12 protein-coding genes are annotated in these 16,783 nt (G+C 44.3%); 3 read left to right on the forward strand and 9 right to left on the reverse strand.

Features of this window, described 5'->3' with window-relative positions; genetic code table 11:
- Positions 1-11: 11 nt before the first annotated feature.
- From NSQ12_RS18570 to yvlA, 5 genes are all read right to left on the reverse strand, one after another.
- Positions 12-3,881: a metallophosphoesterase gene (locus tag NSQ12_RS18570; RefSeq protein WP_339175337.1), complete on the reverse strand. Its 3,870-nt coding sequence runs from the start codon at positions 3,879-3,881 to the stop codon at positions 12-14.
- 199 nt (positions 3,882-4,080) lie between these two features.
- Complete coding sequence (locus NSQ12_RS18575) at positions 4,081-4,440, reverse strand: phage holin family protein (RefSeq protein WP_003228066.1); 360 nt, start codon at positions 4,438-4,440, stop codon at positions 4,081-4,083.
- A 1-nt stretch (position 4,441) separates the two neighbouring features.
- The gene (locus NSQ12_RS18580; protein ID WP_128422426.1) at positions 4,442-4,639 is read right to left on the reverse strand and encodes a PspC domain-containing protein; all 198 of its coding nucleotides are present in this window, start codon (positions 4,637-4,639) and stop codon (positions 4,442-4,444) included.
- A gap of 4 nt (positions 4,640-4,643) precedes the next feature.
- A complete protein-coding gene (locus NSQ12_RS18585; RefSeq protein ID WP_128422427.1) occupies positions 4,644-5,741 on the reverse strand; it encodes a DUF4097 domain-containing protein in 1,098 nt (365 codons plus the stop codon).
- Between the two features lie 24 nt (positions 5,742-5,765).
- Positions 5,766-6,092: a protein YvlA gene (yvlA, locus tag NSQ12_RS18590; protein ID WP_032726939.1), complete on the reverse strand. Its 327-nt coding sequence runs from the start codon at positions 6,090-6,092 to the stop codon at positions 5,766-5,768.
- Between the two features lie 217 nt (positions 6,093-6,309).
- Here yvlA and NSQ12_RS18595 point away from each other — a divergent pair, with 217 nt between their 5' ends.
- Entirely contained in the window at positions 6,310-6,540 is a 231-nt protein-coding gene (locus NSQ12_RS18595; protein WP_003235419.1) for a hypothetical protein, read from the forward strand.
- A gap of 198 nt (positions 6,541-6,738) precedes the next feature.
- On the opposite strand, the gene hag is transcribed toward NSQ12_RS18595, so the two are convergent.
- The 4 genes from hag to NSQ12_RS18615 all read right to left on the reverse strand — a co-directional run bounded on the left by hag (position 6,739) and on the right by NSQ12_RS18615 (position 13,180).
- The gene (hag, locus tag NSQ12_RS18600) at positions 6,739-7,560 is read right to left on the reverse strand and encodes a flagellin Hag (RefSeq protein ID WP_029318328.1); all 822 of its coding nucleotides are present in this window, start codon (positions 7,558-7,560) and stop codon (positions 6,739-6,741) included.
- 337 nt (positions 7,561-7,897) lie between these two features.
- On the reverse strand, positions 7,898-10,771 hold the full coding sequence (uvrA, locus tag NSQ12_RS18605) for an excinuclease ABC subunit UvrA (protein ID WP_033884617.1): 2,874 nt from the start codon (positions 10,769-10,771) through the stop codon (positions 7,898-7,900).
- A gap of 7 nt (positions 10,772-10,778) precedes the next feature.
- Positions 10,779-12,764, reverse strand: a complete 1,986-nt coding sequence (uvrB, locus tag NSQ12_RS18610) for an excinuclease ABC subunit UvrB (protein WP_003228054.1) — start codon at positions 12,762-12,764, stop codon at positions 10,779-10,781.
- A 185-nt stretch (positions 12,765-12,949) separates the two neighbouring features.
- Complete coding sequence (locus NSQ12_RS18615) at positions 12,950-13,180, reverse strand: CsbA family protein (protein WP_003228053.1); 231 nt, start codon at positions 13,178-13,180, stop codon at positions 12,950-12,952.
- A 447-nt stretch (positions 13,181-13,627) separates the two neighbouring features.
- Here NSQ12_RS18615 and NSQ12_RS18620 point away from each other — a divergent pair, with 447 nt between their 5' ends.
- Complete coding sequence (locus tag NSQ12_RS18620) at positions 13,628-16,123, forward strand: PEP/pyruvate-binding domain-containing protein (RefSeq protein WP_339175341.1); 2,496 nt, start codon at positions 13,628-13,630, stop codon at positions 16,121-16,123.
- 76 nt (positions 16,124-16,199) lie between these two features.
- Positions 16,200-16,769: a TetR/AcrR family transcriptional regulator gene (locus tag NSQ12_RS18625; RefSeq protein ID WP_080529853.1), complete on the forward strand. Its 570-nt coding sequence runs from the start codon at positions 16,200-16,202 to the stop codon at positions 16,767-16,769.
- Positions 16,770-16,783: the final 14 nt, after the last annotated feature.

Here is a 16,783-nt window from a genome sequence, read left to right on the forward strand (position 1 = left end):
TCCAACCCTTTTTAAGGATTGGAGACATGGCGAAAATCAAACTGGTCTGGTGCCGGACGATATGTTTCTTTTTTCGTCTTGAACTTCCAGATCGGTGATTTCGTTTTGCCGTTAAAACTGTCTTCCACTATAATGTACCAATAATAAACAGACTGCGGTTCAAGGTGATCCCAGCGGAATTCAGCTGTATCCCCGCTCTTCACTTGCTCCCGTTTTCCGAGCTCTTCATTGGTATATACATTACATTCAAAATAATCGGTTTCCACCTTTTTGATTCTTGGCTTCAAATCAAGCGAAAGGGAAAATTCATCCTTGTTGCCATAGGTATCCGTATCATAGTAATTCTTATCCTTTACATACGGAGAATACGTCGATACGTGCACCATGTCATTGGCCTGGTCAAATTGAAGCAAACGCAAATACCCTTGACCGCCTTCTGGCCCGCCCTGATAATCGGCCAGCATTTGATGCACAAGACGATCCGGCTTCCCATCACCATCATCATCCAGCTCATCTGTTTTTCTCATCGCACTATGATAATGCCCGCTCAATACCATCACGACATTCGGGTTCGGCTTTACGATTTCTTTGAATATTTTCTCTCCGATTGGGCTTCTGTTTCCGCTGACCAGCAAATACTCATGAAAAGCTAAAATGGCCATCCGGTCAGGGTGTTTCTTCAGCACCTGATTCATCCACGCGATGTCTTCATCCGTAATGCCCCATCCCATGTACAGCATGATATAATCATTGCCGTTGCTAGAAATCAGGTCATAATGTCCGCGGTTATTTTTATAGGAACCGCCATAATGCAATTTTTTATCAAAACGATCGCTGCCAAAATATTTGCCAAACGCCCTGTAGGAGCCGTCCTTATGTCCGACATCGTGATTGCCGGCCAGCACGCCGTAAGGAATTCCGCTCTTATCCAGAACGGACATTGACCGATCAGCGTTTTTCCACTGTCTGATATCGGCGGAATCATCTACAATATCACCCGTGTGGAACACATATTTGATATTGAGCTGCTTTTGATTATCTTTTATCCATTCGGTCTGTTTATCAAAAATATGCGGATAGCTTTCGGCGTAATACTGTGTATCAGACATCCAGACAAATGTGTACATATCCTTCGCAGGAGGAATTTCATCCTGTACAATCACATTCATTTTCGACTCCCGTACAAAATCGGCGGCAATCACAGACGCTTTCAGCGTAAACGGTTTGTCATCCTTCGCTACGAAGCTGTCAACAGGCTGCCATTCGTTTGTCCGATAATTCCAAGCATACATCGTCACCTTTCTCCCCGGCAAAGAACTGCCCTTCCAGACTGCTTCTGCCAGATCATTCTCATCAATTGATGGATCAACCGTCACTTCAAAGCGATGATAAGGGAAAAGCTCTTTGTTTTCTGTCGATACTGTTTTTCCATCAGCAGCTGATACCCGCTCCAATTCTTTATTCGTAAATGGGATCTCCCTTTCCGGCACAAAGCTTTTCGGCGGTTCAGTCAGTGACGCGTGCTTAAATATTTTCACATGATTGCGCGCTGTATATTGAAATCCCCTATAAAAACCAACATCCATGGCATCATTCGTCGGATCTTTCACCCGTACAGAAATCTTGGCCTTATGCGTGTCGGCTTCGCTGTCTATAACCTCCGGCTGGTCCGGATGCTCTCGTTCGGTTTTAAATATCCTCTCAATCACTGTTTTATTGCCCGCGAGATCCGTTGCTGTCACTTTTAGAGAATGTTTTCCCGGCAAAAGGTCAGAAGATGACGTATGATATGGGAGTGTAATGCTTTCTCCATCTAACGACGCCTCCGCTTCCTCAATTCTGCTCCATTTATCATACATATCCGCCTGCAGGATAAGGTTTCCTTTATACGTTTGCCCCTCGGTGATATTCGGCTCAATGTGAGGTCCTGAATTATCTACCCGTACAACCAGGCTGACATTTTCCTTCCCGTCGCTTGCTTGAATATGGTGAGCGCCTTCAGAAAGCTTTGATGTATCCCACTCCAGCAGCTGTGATGTAAATAGTCCGTCAGGCAGATTGAACTGAAATTGCCAGCTTTTATTTGAGCGCTGATTATCGCCAATAAAGAGTTCCTTCTCAGGGGACACCCTCTGATCCCTGATCACCGTTCCATCTGATAACACCAATCGGGCGTTTTTGACTAAGAAGTCATCACGGTTTTCAGCAGTATCAAACGGAGACACCTTCGAACCTGAACGTATCGTAATACGCTGCAGCTGCTTCCCTTTCCGAAGCAGTGTCTCTGGCAATGGAACAGAATAGGTGCGGTATTTATTTGTTGTATCATCGAACACCTTCAGCACTTTGCCTTCAATCGTTACCGCGTTTTTAAAATAAAGGTTCGTTTTCCTCGTATCGAATGCAAAATATACTTCTTTTTCCATCGCGGGCTCTGTCACTTGTTTTCTCCCGTCAATCCATAGCTTAATGCGGTCAGCTCGCCCTTCTGTCGTGGCTTTGAGAAATTGAGTTCCCGACAGCGTGTCTCTGTTTTCAATATTCAACCGCAGACCGTGCGCCTTGCTTGTTTGTTTAATATCAATCATTTTGACCGGCGTTCTCGCTTCATTGATCCCGTCCCCGGCCGCCACATAATACTCTAGTTGATCCTTCCCGATCAATTCAGGCGAATACACAATATAATGGTAGAGATTATCGTTACGGTCTTTTTCAGCAAGAATTCGCTTAAACGGTTTGTTCTCATCCGTCCGGTAGTAAAAGGCAGCTGTTTTCACTAGACTTCGGTCCCGTATGTCAGCCCGCAGCTCAATGCTTTCAGCAGGGCGGACAGGCTTGCGGTCAGTCAAATCCTCAATAACCGGCTTTTCTTTATCGAGCTTGATTTTCCGTTTCTGGTCGGGCACCTGTGCCTGTAATACGGTTCCGGGAGACGGATTCTTTTCCCCGATTGAAATGTTCAGAAGTTCTGCTGTTCCGTTCAGTGGATACTTATAAAGCACTGATGACAGCCGGCGCAGCGCATGTTTCCGATAATGCGCAACCGAAATGTCCTTTCCTGTATTCGTTGATATCACAACGGCCCGCGGCCTCGTATTGGCCATACCCTCTGTCTCGTCTATCACCGCAAGATTTTTTCCTTCTTTTAGTTGTGTCTGATAATAACGATTGAAATCCGCTGACGTCAATTCTGGATGCCCGGCAGGCTTCAGCCAGACGACAAACGTTTCGCCGGATGGTATCAAGATCCTTTCATCAGGTCTCCAAATCAGATCGGAGTCAGGCCCTTCTTTTGGGTAGCGGTAACGGATATGGTAGTCTTTAAAATCAATCGTTCTGTCAGTCGTATTAAAAATCTCAATAAATTCATAACCGTCTGCGCGTCCTATATTCTTCGTATCAACCGCCAGCTCTGTGATCAGAAGCTCCGGAATATGGGCAAGGTCAGCCTGGTATCCTTCAAGCTTCAGTTTCTTCGTCTCCGACTCAACCCGCTGCTTCCCATTCGACATCACAATGTAATACTCAAGCTCGCTGTTCCAAATCAAACGTTTCGGAATTTGTGCCAAAAACTTGCGGACCGCTCCGGGGGTCGGGTCCATCGGCACCATTTTGTAGCCCAGCTCATTACTTTGTTTATAAAAAAGAAAGGCGGAAAATGCTTGATACGAATTATCGCGAACTTGAGCCTCAATCATTAGATTGCTTCTCATTTCAGCTTTCACATCAATTTGAGGAGGATTTTCAAGCAAGGGTATGTAATGAGGCGTCTGAAATGGTTCCTGCTGAACAACAGGAAAAGCTTTCGATTCATGATGGCCGCCAGACAAAACGGAAAGAAAAGACAATAATATAGAAGCAATAACCGTGTATTTCCTCATCAAAGCACCTCCCTTTTCATGTATTTTGCGTCTGAACAGGGAAGCTTATGAGTTCATTTTTAAACAATATCCAATCTGACAAAGCAGATGGTATACGACATATACGCGGGACTGCTGACAAAAAGCGAACACTTCACTTCACAATTTTTTAAGGAGGCTGCAGAACATGTAAAAAAGCTGCCTTTGCGGGCAGCTTTTTTTATTTTTTTCTAAGCGGCTCTAAAATGCCTTTTTGAATCAGCAAATGGAAGACCGACAGGATAACGGATGCCCATATCGCTGTGCCGAAGCCGTCGATTTGAAAGCTGTCACCCATAATGGACGCGGTCATCATAAGCGTGATGGCGTTAATCACAAACAAGAAGAGTCCAAGCGTCACCATCGTGACTGGCAGTGTAAAGATAATCAAAAGCGGTTTAATCAGCACGTTTAAGATCGATAAAATGAGGCTGGCGATAATCGCTGCCCCGATGCTGCTGATATGGATGGAGTCAATATATCCATCAATGACGATTAATAACAATGCATTGACTAAAATGCTGACTGCCCATTTTACCATGTCATTTCATATCCCTTTCTGACGGGACGATAAAAATCCAAATGATATAAATGAGCAAAACCGGCAAGACACTTGTCATAATGGCTAAGATGACAGTTATGACTCTGAGGAGTGATGCGTCCCAATTTAAATATTCCGCGAGACCTCCGATAACACCGGCGATTTTCTTATTTTTTTCTGAGCGATAAAGCTTATTCATTCGATCACCTCTGTGAGTACTTTAGTTTGATGGCGCCTGTTAGTGATTCTGAGAAGACGGTGATGTTTTGATCATGTGCCTGATTTGAAGTGAACATCATTTCTTTTTGAATGGTATCATTTTTTTCCTTCAGCATCTCAACATCCATTAATTCGTGGGACAGCGAACCAAGATTGCTTTTCAGCTCTGCCTTCACTGCGAGATCGTCCGGAATCGCAAGCTCCACACTTCCAGTCGTTGTTTTTGCATAAATGGAGCGGCAGTCTGATTCTGTTACGTTAATCGCAATATTTCCGTTAAAGCTTTGAACGTCTATGGATTCGCTTTTCCCTCGGAGATCGATCAATCCGTTAATGGTTTCCGCTTCTATCGTTCCGCAGCTGTGGCTGGCGAGTTTAATTTGCCCGTTGGCCGTTTCAGCTATGGCTTTTTCGGCTGTTAAGTGCGAGAACGACAGTACGCCGTTTGTCGTTTTCGCTGAGAACTCTTTTACATGTAAATGTTCCCCTCTGACCGGACCGTTAAACAGCTTCACCCGAATCTTATCATACTCCTTCTGAGGAATATACAAAGTGACATTCGTTTTCATCGTCTTTTTCTCAGTACGGATAAAAAACTTATTTCCTTTTATTTCACATTCAATATGCTGAAGAAATGCGTGTCTCGCCGCATCCTGGCTGTCAGCGCGATATACCTTCGCCTGGCATTCCGCTCTGATATCGTCATCTTCCCAAGGGACGATATTCACGCTGCCATTGGCAATTTGCAGCTCAACACTGGAAACGTCAGTATCTTTAAATTGAAAAATGTGCTGAACATCATACGCATGGCCAAAGTTTAAATCAAGGTCAACTTCCTTGACCTTTTTCACAGCAGAATCAATCCAGTCAAACAGCTTGGCTCCTAAAGACGGTTTGCCGCTTTCTTTTTTTGCCGTTGTAAATGGCTCTTCCTCGTCATGAACGTGAACTGAGAGCGCTGTGATTTTCTCTTCTTTTTCCTTGTAGTCGCTGTCAAGCTTTTCAATCAGTGTCAAAGCTTCTTGTGCTGTAAGCTTTCCTTCCTCAACAAGCTTAAGGATTCGTTCCTTTTCTTGCTTCATTACGATCTCCTCCCCATTGTCTACTTATGCTTCACGCAGGACCTTAATGCCCTGAATCACATTCCAAATGATAATGCCAATGACAACTAAGAAATAAATAACCGCTCCCCCGATGATTACAAATACAGGAAGCAAGCTGTCTCCATCAATCGCAACGGCTCCGCCAAGTAAAGCAATAAAAAGGAACAGCCAGCCGACAAACGGAACTATGTGAGAAATAAGAGAGCGTATCGCATGGCGTTTTGTTTCTTTCTCATTTACAACAAAATAAGCGACAATCGGCACAATGATTGGCGCAATAAACACACTGAAATAACAAAGTGATGCAATAATAGCTTGATTACGGTTCAATTCATTCCACACTCCTATTGTGAATTGTCCATGACAAAAGATCAGGGACGTTTTACTTATTTATACGTTTAAAATCTCTTCAGGTTTCAAATTCATTCTTTAGACATGCTCCGATTTACGGAAATTGGATTTTAAAAAGTTTTAGAAGTAGAATCTTCCGGCTATACCGATTACAATATGTAAAAAGCTTACGGCAACCAAGGAGGCTGGACAAGCAATGGAGAAAGATCCCAGTGACTATACAGTAACACAAGAATCAGTGTTAAAGCTGATTCATGAACAAAAAAGAATGAATCGTGAAATGATCGCCGAGCTTGAGCAGATTCACGGACCCTTCCCGATCTCTCACGATATCCAATATATAAAAGTGCTGCTCGACAGCAGCAACACGCATATTGTTCAAGATTTAATGAGTGTAAGTAAGCAGCTGTATAAGAAGACTTTGTAATTGCGGAAAACATATCATTCATTATAACTGAAACAAAGCTAAAGGTTAGATGACAATATCTTGCCTTTTTTGTTTTGAAAAAACAAGTGATTCCCTGGCTGTCACAAAATGATTGTAACAAAAAAAGCCTGCCGGCACATCCAGTTAATGGACTCTGTCGGCAAGCTGTAACTATCAGAAAGAGATAGCCGTTCAAAATTAACGTAACAATTGAAGCACGTTTTGCGGCTGTTGGTTTGCTTGAGCAAGCATCGCTTGAGAAGCTTGAGAAAGAATGTTGTTCTTTGTGAAATCGCTCATTTCTTTCGCCATGTCAACGTCACGGATGCGAGACTCAGCAGCTGTTAAGTTTTCAGAAGAAGCACCAAGGTTGTTGATTGTGTGCTCTAGACGGTTTTGTACCGCACCAAGTTTAGCACGTTGGTTTGAAACACTTGTAATTGCACTATCGATTTTAACAATCTCAGTGTCAAAACTAAAATCATCTGCTGAAACATCGATACCTTTTACTCCTAAAGTTGTTGCATCCATGTTACCAATTGTGACATTAATATTTTGGCCAGCATTTGCACCAATTTGGAATGTAAATCCTGCTGTTTCACTACCGTCTAAAAGTTTTTTTCCGTTAAATTCAGTACGTTGAGAAATTCCATCGATCTCTTCAGTTAAAGCATCCATTTCATCTTTAATTGCAGTTAAATCTTCAGTTTGCTGTGTACCTGTGTTTCCTGCTTGAACAGTAAGTTCACGCATACGTTGAAGGATTGCATGGGTTTCAGTCAATGCACCCTCAGCTGTTTGGATAAGAGAAATTCCGTCTTGAGAGTTTTTAGAAGCCATTTCAAGACCTCTGATTTGTCCTCTCATTTTTTCAGAGATCGCTAGACCCGCAGCGTCATCTCCCGCACGGTTGATGCGAAGACCTGAAGAAAGTTTCTCCATGTTTTTTGAGCTCGCACTGTTGTTTGAAGACAAACGGTTTAGTGTGTTAAGCGCTGCAATATTGTGGTTGATTCTCATGTGAAAAATACCTCCATGTGTATATGTTTTTGAAATCAAAGACTTCCTTTTCTTTGATTTCTGGCGTATCAGATTCCAATAAAGCTTCTAACCTATGTAGATTCAGTTATTGCTTAAGGATGCCTTTAAGCCCCTTAATAGGGTTTGTCTGCTTAATTTGGAAATCATCATCCGCCTTTCAATTCATATATCGACAGCAATTTGTAAATGTTTAGGCGTTTTCCCAAAGAAATTATACCAAAGACGAATCTAAACCTATTATGCCGTAAAGAAAAAGCTTGCCTGCTAAGCCCTAGGATGGACTTGCTGACAAGCTGTCCCCTCTTAACAGAGGGTTTTAAGATGTAGCTGTTTCTTTCGCTTTCAAGAGCGATTTCATGCGTGCTTTGTCACGTTCGATAACAGGCTTCAAATAACGGCCTGTATACGATTCTTCAACTTCAGTGATTTCCTCAGGCGTTCCAGACGCGACAATGGTTCCGCCCCCGGCTCCGCCTTCCGGGCCCAAATCCACAATGTAATCGGCCGTCTTAATGATATCAAGGTTGTGCTCAATAACCAGTACAGTGTCTCCGTTGTCTACCAACCTTTGCAGCACGACAAGAAGCCTGGCGATATCGTCGACATGCAAACCTGTCGTCGGCTCATCTAAAATGTAGAGCGTGCGTCCGGTCGAGCGTTTGTGCAGCTCTGACGCGAGCTTCACGCGCTGCGCTTCTCCGCCTGACAAGGTCGTCGCCGGCTGGCCGAGCGTAATATAACCTAAACCAACATCATAAAGGGTTTGGAGCTTGCGTTTGATTTTCGGGATATTTTCAAAGAAAGAAAGAGCATCTTCAACCGTCATATCAAGCACATCAGAGATGCTTTTTCCTTTGTACGCCACTTCAAGTGTTTCACGGTTATAGCGTTTGCCGTGACACACCTCGCATGGAACGTATACGTCAGGAAGGAAGTGCATTTCAATTTTAATAATCCCGTCTCCGCGGCAGGCTTCACATCGTCCGCCCTTCACGTTGAAGCTGAAACGGCCTTTTTTATAGCCGCGGACCTTCGCTTCATTTGTCTGCGCGAATACATCACGAATGTCATCAAATACACCGGTGTATGTCGCAGGGTTGGATCTCGGCGTTCTTCCGATTGGCGCCTGGTCAATGTCAATGACTTTGTCTAAGTGATCCAAACCTTTAATCTCTTTATGGCTGCCGGGCTTCGCTTTCGCTTTATGAAGCTTTTGCGCCAGCGCCTTATGCAAAATTTCATTAACGAGTGTACTCTTTCCTGAACCGGAAACACCTGTAACTGCTGTAAACGTCCCAAGCGGGAACTTGGCATTCACTTTTTTCAAGTTGTTTTCTGAAGCACCTTTAATTTCAATGTAACGTCCGTCCGGCTTTCTTCTTTCAGGAGGCAATGGGATAAACTTTTTCCCTGATAAATAGCTGCCCGTTAATGAGTTTGGATCTTCCATCACTTCTTCCGGCGTACCCGCAGATATCACCTGTCCGCCGTGAATGCCGGCTCCCGGTCCAATGTCTATTAAATAATCTGCTGCCATCATCGTGTCCTCATCATGTTCGACAACAATCAGCGTGTTCCCGAGGTCTCTCATATTTTTCAGAGCGCTGATCAAGCGGTCGTTATCACGCTGATGCAGACCGATAGACGGCTCATCTAAAATATAAAGCACACCGGATAAACGCGAGCCAATTTGTGTCGCCAGCCTGATGCGCTGCGCCTCTCCCCCGGACAATGTACCCGCTGCCCTGCTCAATGTCAGGTAATCGAGGCCGACTTTGTCCAGAAAGCTTAAGCGCTCCACAATTTCGCGCAAAATCAAATTGGCGATCTGCATATCCTTCTCAGAAAGGGTAAGGTCTTTGAAAAAGGCAAGTGCGTCGGCGACAGACAGCTCGGTAATTTTTCCGATGTGGCGGCCGTCAATCAGTACGGCAAGCGCCTCTTTCTTTAACCGATAGCCTTTGCACGTCGGACAAGACTTCTGAGACATATACTGCTCCATTTGCTCACGTATGAAATCGGAGCCTGTCTCCTTATAGCGTCTTTCAATGTTGCGCAATACGCCTTCAAATTGAATTTCACCTTCGCGGATTTGTCCAAAATCATTTTCATATCGGAAATAAATTAGGTCATCTCCGCTGCCGTACAGCACTTTATCCAGTTGATGCTTCGGCAAATCTTTGACCGGCACATCCATATCAATCCCGTAGTGGGTGCAGACTGCCTCAAGCAGCTGAGGATAATATTGTGAGCTGATCGGTGTCCAAGGGGCGACCGCATTCTCCTTCAATGACAAATCTTGATTGGGGATGACAAGATCGGCATCCACTTCAAGCTTCATTCCGAGACCGTCACACGTCGGACACGCCCCGAACGGACTGTTAAACGAAAACAGACGCGGCTCAAGCTCACCAATTGAAAATCCGCAGTGCGGACAGGCATGATGCTCGCTGAACATCAGCTCTTCCTCACCGATGACATCGATCATAACCCGTCCTTCCCCTAAACGGAGCGCTGTTTCCAATGAATCTGACAGCCGGGCTGCCACGCCTTCTTTCACGACAATCCGGTCAATGACTACCTCAATGGAATGCTTCTTGTTCTTTTCTAATTCGATATCGTCGGAAAGCTCAGCCATCTCGCCGTCAATTCTGACTCTGACATAGCCTTGTTTTCTAATCTGTTCAAGCACTTTGACATGAGCGCCTTTTCGGCCTGAGACAATCGGCGCCAGCACCTGAAGCTTCGTCCGTTCCGGGTATTCCAGAATTCTGTCCACCATTTGCTCGATGGTCTGGGATGTAATCTCAATTCCGTGTTCCGGACAATGAGGCTTCCCTACTCTCGCATATAAAAGACGCAGATAATCATAAATCTCAGTTACCGTACCGACAGTAGACCTCGGATTGCGGCTCGTTGTTTTCTGATCAATGCTGATGGCGGGAGAAAGCCCCTCAATTGCATCCACATCAGGCTTATCCATTTGCCCTAAAAACTGGCGGGCATAAGCAGACAGCGACTCAACATACCGTCTCTGTCCTTCAGCATATATCGTGTCAAAGGCAAGGGAGGATTTACCTGACCCGGACAAACCCGTGACAACGACAAGCTGATCTCTCGGAATCGTTACATCTATATTTTTCAGGTTATGCGCCCTGGCTCCCTTCACCTCTATCCGATCCATAGCCATTTGTTCATCATCCTTCCGCTTTTAGCTCTAAAAGTAAATCGCGAAGCTCCGCGGCTCTCTCAAAGTCAAGCGCCTTGGCGGCTTCCTTCATTTCATGCTCCATCTGTTCAACGACTTTCTGGCGTTCTTTCTTCGTCATTTTCGACAGCTTCGGCGCGGCTTTTGTTTTGTATTCCGCTTTATCCTCAGCTGCTACTGTGGCACGAATGACATCGCGAATTTCTTTATTTATCGTTTTCGGCGTAATGCCGTGCTCTTCATTAAACCGCTCCTGCTGCTCGCGGCGGCGTTTTGTTTCATTAATCGCAATTTCCATAGACTTCGTTATTTTATCGGCGTACATAATGACGCGGCCTTCCGCATTTCTCGCTGCCCGTCCGATGGTCTGGATCAGCGACCGCTCCGAACGAAGGAAACCTTCCTTATCCGCATCCAAAATCGCAACAAGGGATACTTCGGGAATGTCCAAACCTTCCCTCAGCAGGTTGATGCCGACAAGCACATCGTACTTGCCAAGGCGCAGGTCGCGGATAATTTCAATCCGTTCAAGCGTCTTGATCTCAGAATGCAGATAGTTTACTTTAATGCCGATTTCCTTTAAATAATCGGTCAGATCCTCTGACATCTTCTTCGTCAAAGTTGTCACAAGCACCCGTTCATTCCGCTCGATTCTAGCTTGAATTTCGCCGATCAAGTCGTCAATCTGACCTTCGATTGGACGGACGTCAATAAGCGGGTCAAGAAGCCCCGTCGGACGAATGATCTGTTCGACCATTTCATCTGTATGTTCAATCTCGTACGGCCCTGGTGTTGCTGATACATACACGATATTGTGCATATGCTTTTCAAATTCCTCAAAACGAAGCGGACGGTTATCAAGCGCTGATGGAAGCCGGAAGCCGTGATCCACGAGCACCTGTTTCCGCGCCTGGTCTCCGTTAAACATGCCGCGCACCTGGGGAATTGTCACATGCGACTCATCCACCACGATCATAAAATCGTCTGGGAAATAATCAAGAAGCGTATACGGCGTTGAACCTGGAGGCCGCAGCGTCAAATGTCTTGAATAGTTCTCGATGCCGGAGCAGAAACCCATTTCACGCATCATTTCAAGATCATATCTTGTCCGCTGCTCTAAACGCTGCGCTTCAAGGAGCTTTCCGTTTTCATGCATGACCTTCAGCTGCTCCTCAAGCTCCTTCTCGATATTTTGAATCGCCTTCTCCATTTTCTCGGCTCGCGTTACGAAGTGGGATGCCGGGAAAATCGCAACATGATCTCGGTCGCCGAGAATTTCTCCTGTCAGCGCATCCACTTCCCGAATCCGTTCGATTTCGTCACCGAAAAATTCAACTCTGATACAATGCTCATCACGGGATGCCGGAAAGATTTCCACTACATCCCCGCGCACACGAAATGTACCGCGCTGAAAGTCGATATCGTTGCGGGCATATTGGATGTCTACAAGTTTTCTGAGCAGCTCGTTGCGCTCAATTTCCATTTCAGTCCGCAGTGACACGACCATTTCCCGGTATTCCTCAGGCGAACCGAGGCCGTATATACAAGACACACTCGCAATAATAATGACATCTCTACGCTCAAACAAAGCTGATGTGGCAGAGTGTCTCAGTTTATCAATTTCATCATTAATACTAGCGTCTTTCTCTATAAATGTATCCGTTTGAGGCACATACGCCTCCGGCTGATAATAATCATAGTAGCTGACAAAATACTCGACAGCATTGTTCGGAAAAAATTCCTTGAACTCACTGTAAAGCTGTCCAGCAAGGGTTTTGTTATGGGCAATCACGAGAGTCGGCTTATTGACTTCTTTAATCAAATTAGACACCGTAAATGTTTTCCCAGTTCCTGTCGCACCCAGCAGAGTCTGATGCTTCTTGCCCTCCTGAATTCCTTTTACAAGCTTTTCAATGGCTTTCGGCTGATCTCCTTGGGGCTGATATTTCGAGACTAACTCAAAGCGATCTTTCACAAAAATAAGCCTCCGTTTCTTTAACGAAATCTTCCTATAGATATAGTAACACAATGGAAAGCAAAATCACTAAAAATACGAACTAAAGTTCGGTGGTTTTTTATTTCCAGCTGTTTTTGTGTATAAAAAACCTGCTTTTAAAACGTAAAAGCAGGTATTCAGTCTTTATATTCATTATGTCCGATTTATTCTTCTTTTTTCTCTGCAGCTTTTTTGGCCATATACAGTCCGCCAGCCACAAGAGACACAACATCCAATCCTACAATAAAATACGTTTCTGTATAGCCTTTTAAATAAGAGGCAAACAGCAATGCAGCTGTTAAAGCGATCGCCACATAATGATTAAAGGTGACTCTAGTAAATAGAACAACAAGCATAAAAGGGAAAAACAATGCAAAAACGGCTTTTGTAATCAACAAAAACCCTCCTCAGGGATTCTTCATCTGATCTGATTATAGTAAAAAATGAAGAATCGGACAATCGTGCATTCGCTCCCTCTACTACACCATACCCCTTTTCAGCCAAAATCAATCACTATATTTGCATTTTGGTGCCGGTCAAAACTTATTCCATGGTGCCGCTGTTCTAATCAGCGGCACTTTTTTTATTACATCATCAAGTCCGCCGCCAGATTCCGAGAATAAAAGAAAATAGGCATAGAGTAACAGTACGGCCGAATTTTTCAGGATAATATAACCAACTTAACTATTCATTTTATTTAGGACTTTTTGCGTTTGACAGCATTTTCCTGAAAACCTACAATTGAATGATAGTGTTTACTATCATTTTTTTTAAACACAGGCTCCGCAATAAAAAGACTAGAGAGAAAAACAAAATGAATGAAGAAAAGAGGGGTTTCAAATATGTATTCTGTTTTATTTCGCCAGGCAGAAGAGTCCAGCCAGCTGGCTGGAGCAAAAGGAATGAATTTGATTAAATTGACCAAACACGGTCTTCCTGTTCCGGACGGGTTTATTATTCAAACGAATGCGCTCGCACGTTTTATGGAGGACAACCAGCTTCAAGAGACTAGTGAAAACGTCGAAAGCGGGATCATTTCCGGAACATTTTCGGATGAGCTGAAAGATGAGCTGACTAGTTCCTTTTATAAGCTTAGAGAATCATATCGATCCGTAGCCGTGCGTTCTTCGTCTGCCTCGGAAGATTTAGAAGGCGCCTCATTCGCGGGTCAATATGAAACCTACTTAAATATCAAAACAGAGGAAGAGTTTCTGGCTAAAGTGAAAGAATGCTGGGCCTCATTTTTTTCTGGGCGGGTCAGCAGCTATAAGAAAAAAATGAACAATCAAATCGCAGAGCCGTTAATGGGAATAGTCGTTCAGGGGCTGATCGATTCAGAAATGTCAGGTGTTATCTTCAGCCGCAACCCTGTTACCCATGATGATAGAGAGCTTTTAATCAGCGCCAGCTACGGGTTGGGTGAAGCTGTTGTTTCAGGAAGTGTTACCCCAGACACGTTCATTGTTAATAAATCTTCGTTTGAGATTCAGAAAGAAATAGGTGCAAAGGAAATCTACATGGAGTCTGCGGCAGAAGGAATTGCTGAAAAAGAAACGAGTGAAGACATGCGCAGCCGTTTTTGCCTTACAGATGAACAAGTGATTGAATTGGCTGAAATCACAAAAAAAACCGAAGACCTGTACGGATATCCTGTTGATATAGAATTTGGAATTGCTGATCATCAAATATACCTTCTGCAAGCTCGCCCGATTACAACCATTGATCAGGACAAAAAAGCGGCAGAAGAAAAACGCAGCTTCATGATTACCGACACTGATATGAATGATTTCTGGCTTAACATGGAGTCTAATATTGAAGGTCCGGTGAGTCCGTTATTTTCATCCTTCATCGTGCCGGCATTGGAATATGGCTTGAAGAAGAGCATGCAAAAGTTTCCGATTGGTGTAGTTGTTGATGAAGTAAAACTTTATCGCGGACATATTTATTCCAAAAACCAAGGCGGACAGCAGCCTCCTTCTGAAGACTGTGGCAAAGAGCTTTTCCCGATTTTATCGGAGCATATGTATGACATCATCAATCACACATACCTCCCTTTTTACCGGACACTGGACCAGCTCGCACAAACTGAGCATACCGCAGAAAGCGCACTGGAAGCTTTTCAAAAACTAAAGGCCTTTTATCTCACGGCTTATGAAGAGCACTTTAATATCGTTTTCCCGCAAATCCTTTTAACAAACAAACTGCAAGCGATGTATCAGGACATTCAAGGAGAGTCCGAAAACGCTCATTTTTACGAGATGCTGACAGGAAAAATGAACAAATCACTGGAAACGGACCGTTGCTTATGGCTATTTTCTGTGGAAGTTCAGGAGAACCCGAACCTTCTGGCCATTTTTGAAAACAACAAGCCTGAACAACTCCAGGAGAAATTGGAACAAACAGATGAGGGAAGACACTTCCTGAAGAACGTCCATGAATTCTTGCAAGAATACGGATGGAGATCTGTTAAAAGTCATGATCTGATTGAACAAATCTGGGTGGAAAATCCGTATTTCGCTCTGGCCAATATTCAAAATTATGTCCGTAATGGCTATCATTTTGACAATGAATTTCAGAAAACGAAAGAAAAACGAGAGAAATTATACAATGAATTCTTGGAAAACATAGAAGATCCCGGTTTGCGCACCGAATTTGACCTCTATTATCAATGGACACTGAACTCTGCAAATATAAAAGATGATCACCACTTTTATATTGACGCCATGCTGGATGCCAAGGCGAGAATCTTTCTGCTGAAGATAGGTGAATTGCTGGCGGAAAACGGTGTCATTCAAGATCGTGAGGACCTTTGGTTCTTATATGATGACGAAGTGGAACAAGCGCTTCTTCACCCTGTATCCCTGCAAGAAAAGGCTGAAAAACGCAGACAGATTTTTCATGAGTATGAGCTGGCCCAAGCCCCGGCCTACCTCGGCACCCCGACAAAAGAACAGCTCAAAGCTGCTGAAGAAATTGTCGGCGCTGTGATAGAGGATGAAAAAAACACAGAGAATCATATTTTTGGCATTGCGGCATCAAGCGGCATTGCGACAGGTCCGGTGAAAATCATTCGGGACGCCAATGAATTTTCTCAATTCGCGCCTGGGGACGTACTCGTTTGCAAGATGACCACACCGCTATGGACCAGCCTGTTTCAAGACGCCAAAGCGATTATTACAGACACAGGCGGCATTTTGTCTCACGCTGCGATTATTGCCCGTGAATACGGCATTCCAGCCGTTCTCGGCACACGCACGGCAACCGAAAGACTGCGAGACGGTGACATCATCACTGTTGACGGAAGCAGCGGCAAAATCACAGTTGTCAGCCGGTCCTGATGCGTCCCCCCTCTTTCTTATACAAGCGGGGCGGGTGTATACTTGTCCTGCCAGTATATTCGTGAGGTGAAACGTATTGAGACCGACAAACAAGAGAATCCTTGACGCTGCCATGCAGCTGCTCGTCAAAAAAGGATATCGCGCAACAACTACAAAAGAAATTGCAGAAAAAGCAAATGTAAGTGAAGCGACGATTTTCAGGAACTTTAAAAACAAACAAGGACTAGTTGAGGCTTTGCTTTCTCAGCATTCTTCAAACAGAGGCAGCATTTTGGAACAAACAGAAGGGGATTTGTACAAAGACCTGCTTCATATCGGAACCTGTCTCTTGGAGGAGCTCGAACATAGAAAAGATATCATTAAAATCAGCTTTCGTGAACCGGCCATGTTTCAGGATGTCATTAACCACGTCACTGAATATCCCCAATCTATGAAACAGCTATTGGTTGATTATCTCAAAACAATGGGTGAGAAAGGGGTTATTCAGACAGGAAATGAAGCGGAGCATGCCGACGTGTTCATGTCGATTATCTTCGGTTATTTCATTCACTGTCTCCACTTAGGAGACCGGGTCATATCAATGCCCCAGGAAAAAATGCTGGAGCACAGCACAGCTCTATTTGTCAAAGGAATTTCTGCTGATTAACTCCTTGGCATAAT

Origin of the sequence: Bacillus sp. PS95 (assembly GCF_037963565.1) — a bacterium.
Classification (GTDB): domain Bacteria; phylum Bacillota; class Bacilli; order Bacillales; family Bacillaceae; genus Bacillus; species Bacillus subtilis.

Coding starts and splice junctions, on each gene's coding strand:
- NSQ12_RS18570 (WP_339175337.1), bottom strand. CDS start 3,881: ATGAGGAAATACACGGTTATTGCTTCTATATTATTGTCTTTTCTTTCC.
- NSQ12_RS18575 (WP_003228066.1), bottom strand. CDS start 4,440: ATGGTAAAATGGGCAGTCAGCATTTTAGTCAATGCATTGTTATTAATC.
- NSQ12_RS18580 (WP_128422426.1), bottom strand. CDS start 4,639: ATGAATAAGCTTTATCGCTCAGAAAAAAATAAGAAAATCGCCGGTGTT.
- NSQ12_RS18585 (WP_128422427.1), bottom strand. CDS start 5,741: ATGAAGCAAGAAAAGGAACGAATCCTTAAGCTTGTTGAGGAAGGAAAG.
- NSQ12_RS18595 (WP_003235419.1), top strand. CDS start 6,310: ATGGAGAAAGATCCCAGTGACTATACAGTAACACAAGAATCAGTGTTA.
- hag (WP_029318328.1), bottom strand. CDS start 7,560: ATGAGAATCAACCACAATATTGCAGCGCTTAACACACTAAACCGTTTG.
- uvrA (WP_033884617.1), bottom strand. CDS start 10,771: ATGGCTATGGATCGGATAGAGGTGAAGGGAGCCAGGGCGCATAACCTG.
- NSQ12_RS18620 (WP_339175341.1), top strand. CDS start 13,628: ATGTATTCTGTTTTATTTCGCCAGGCAGAAGAGTCCAGCCAGCTGGCT.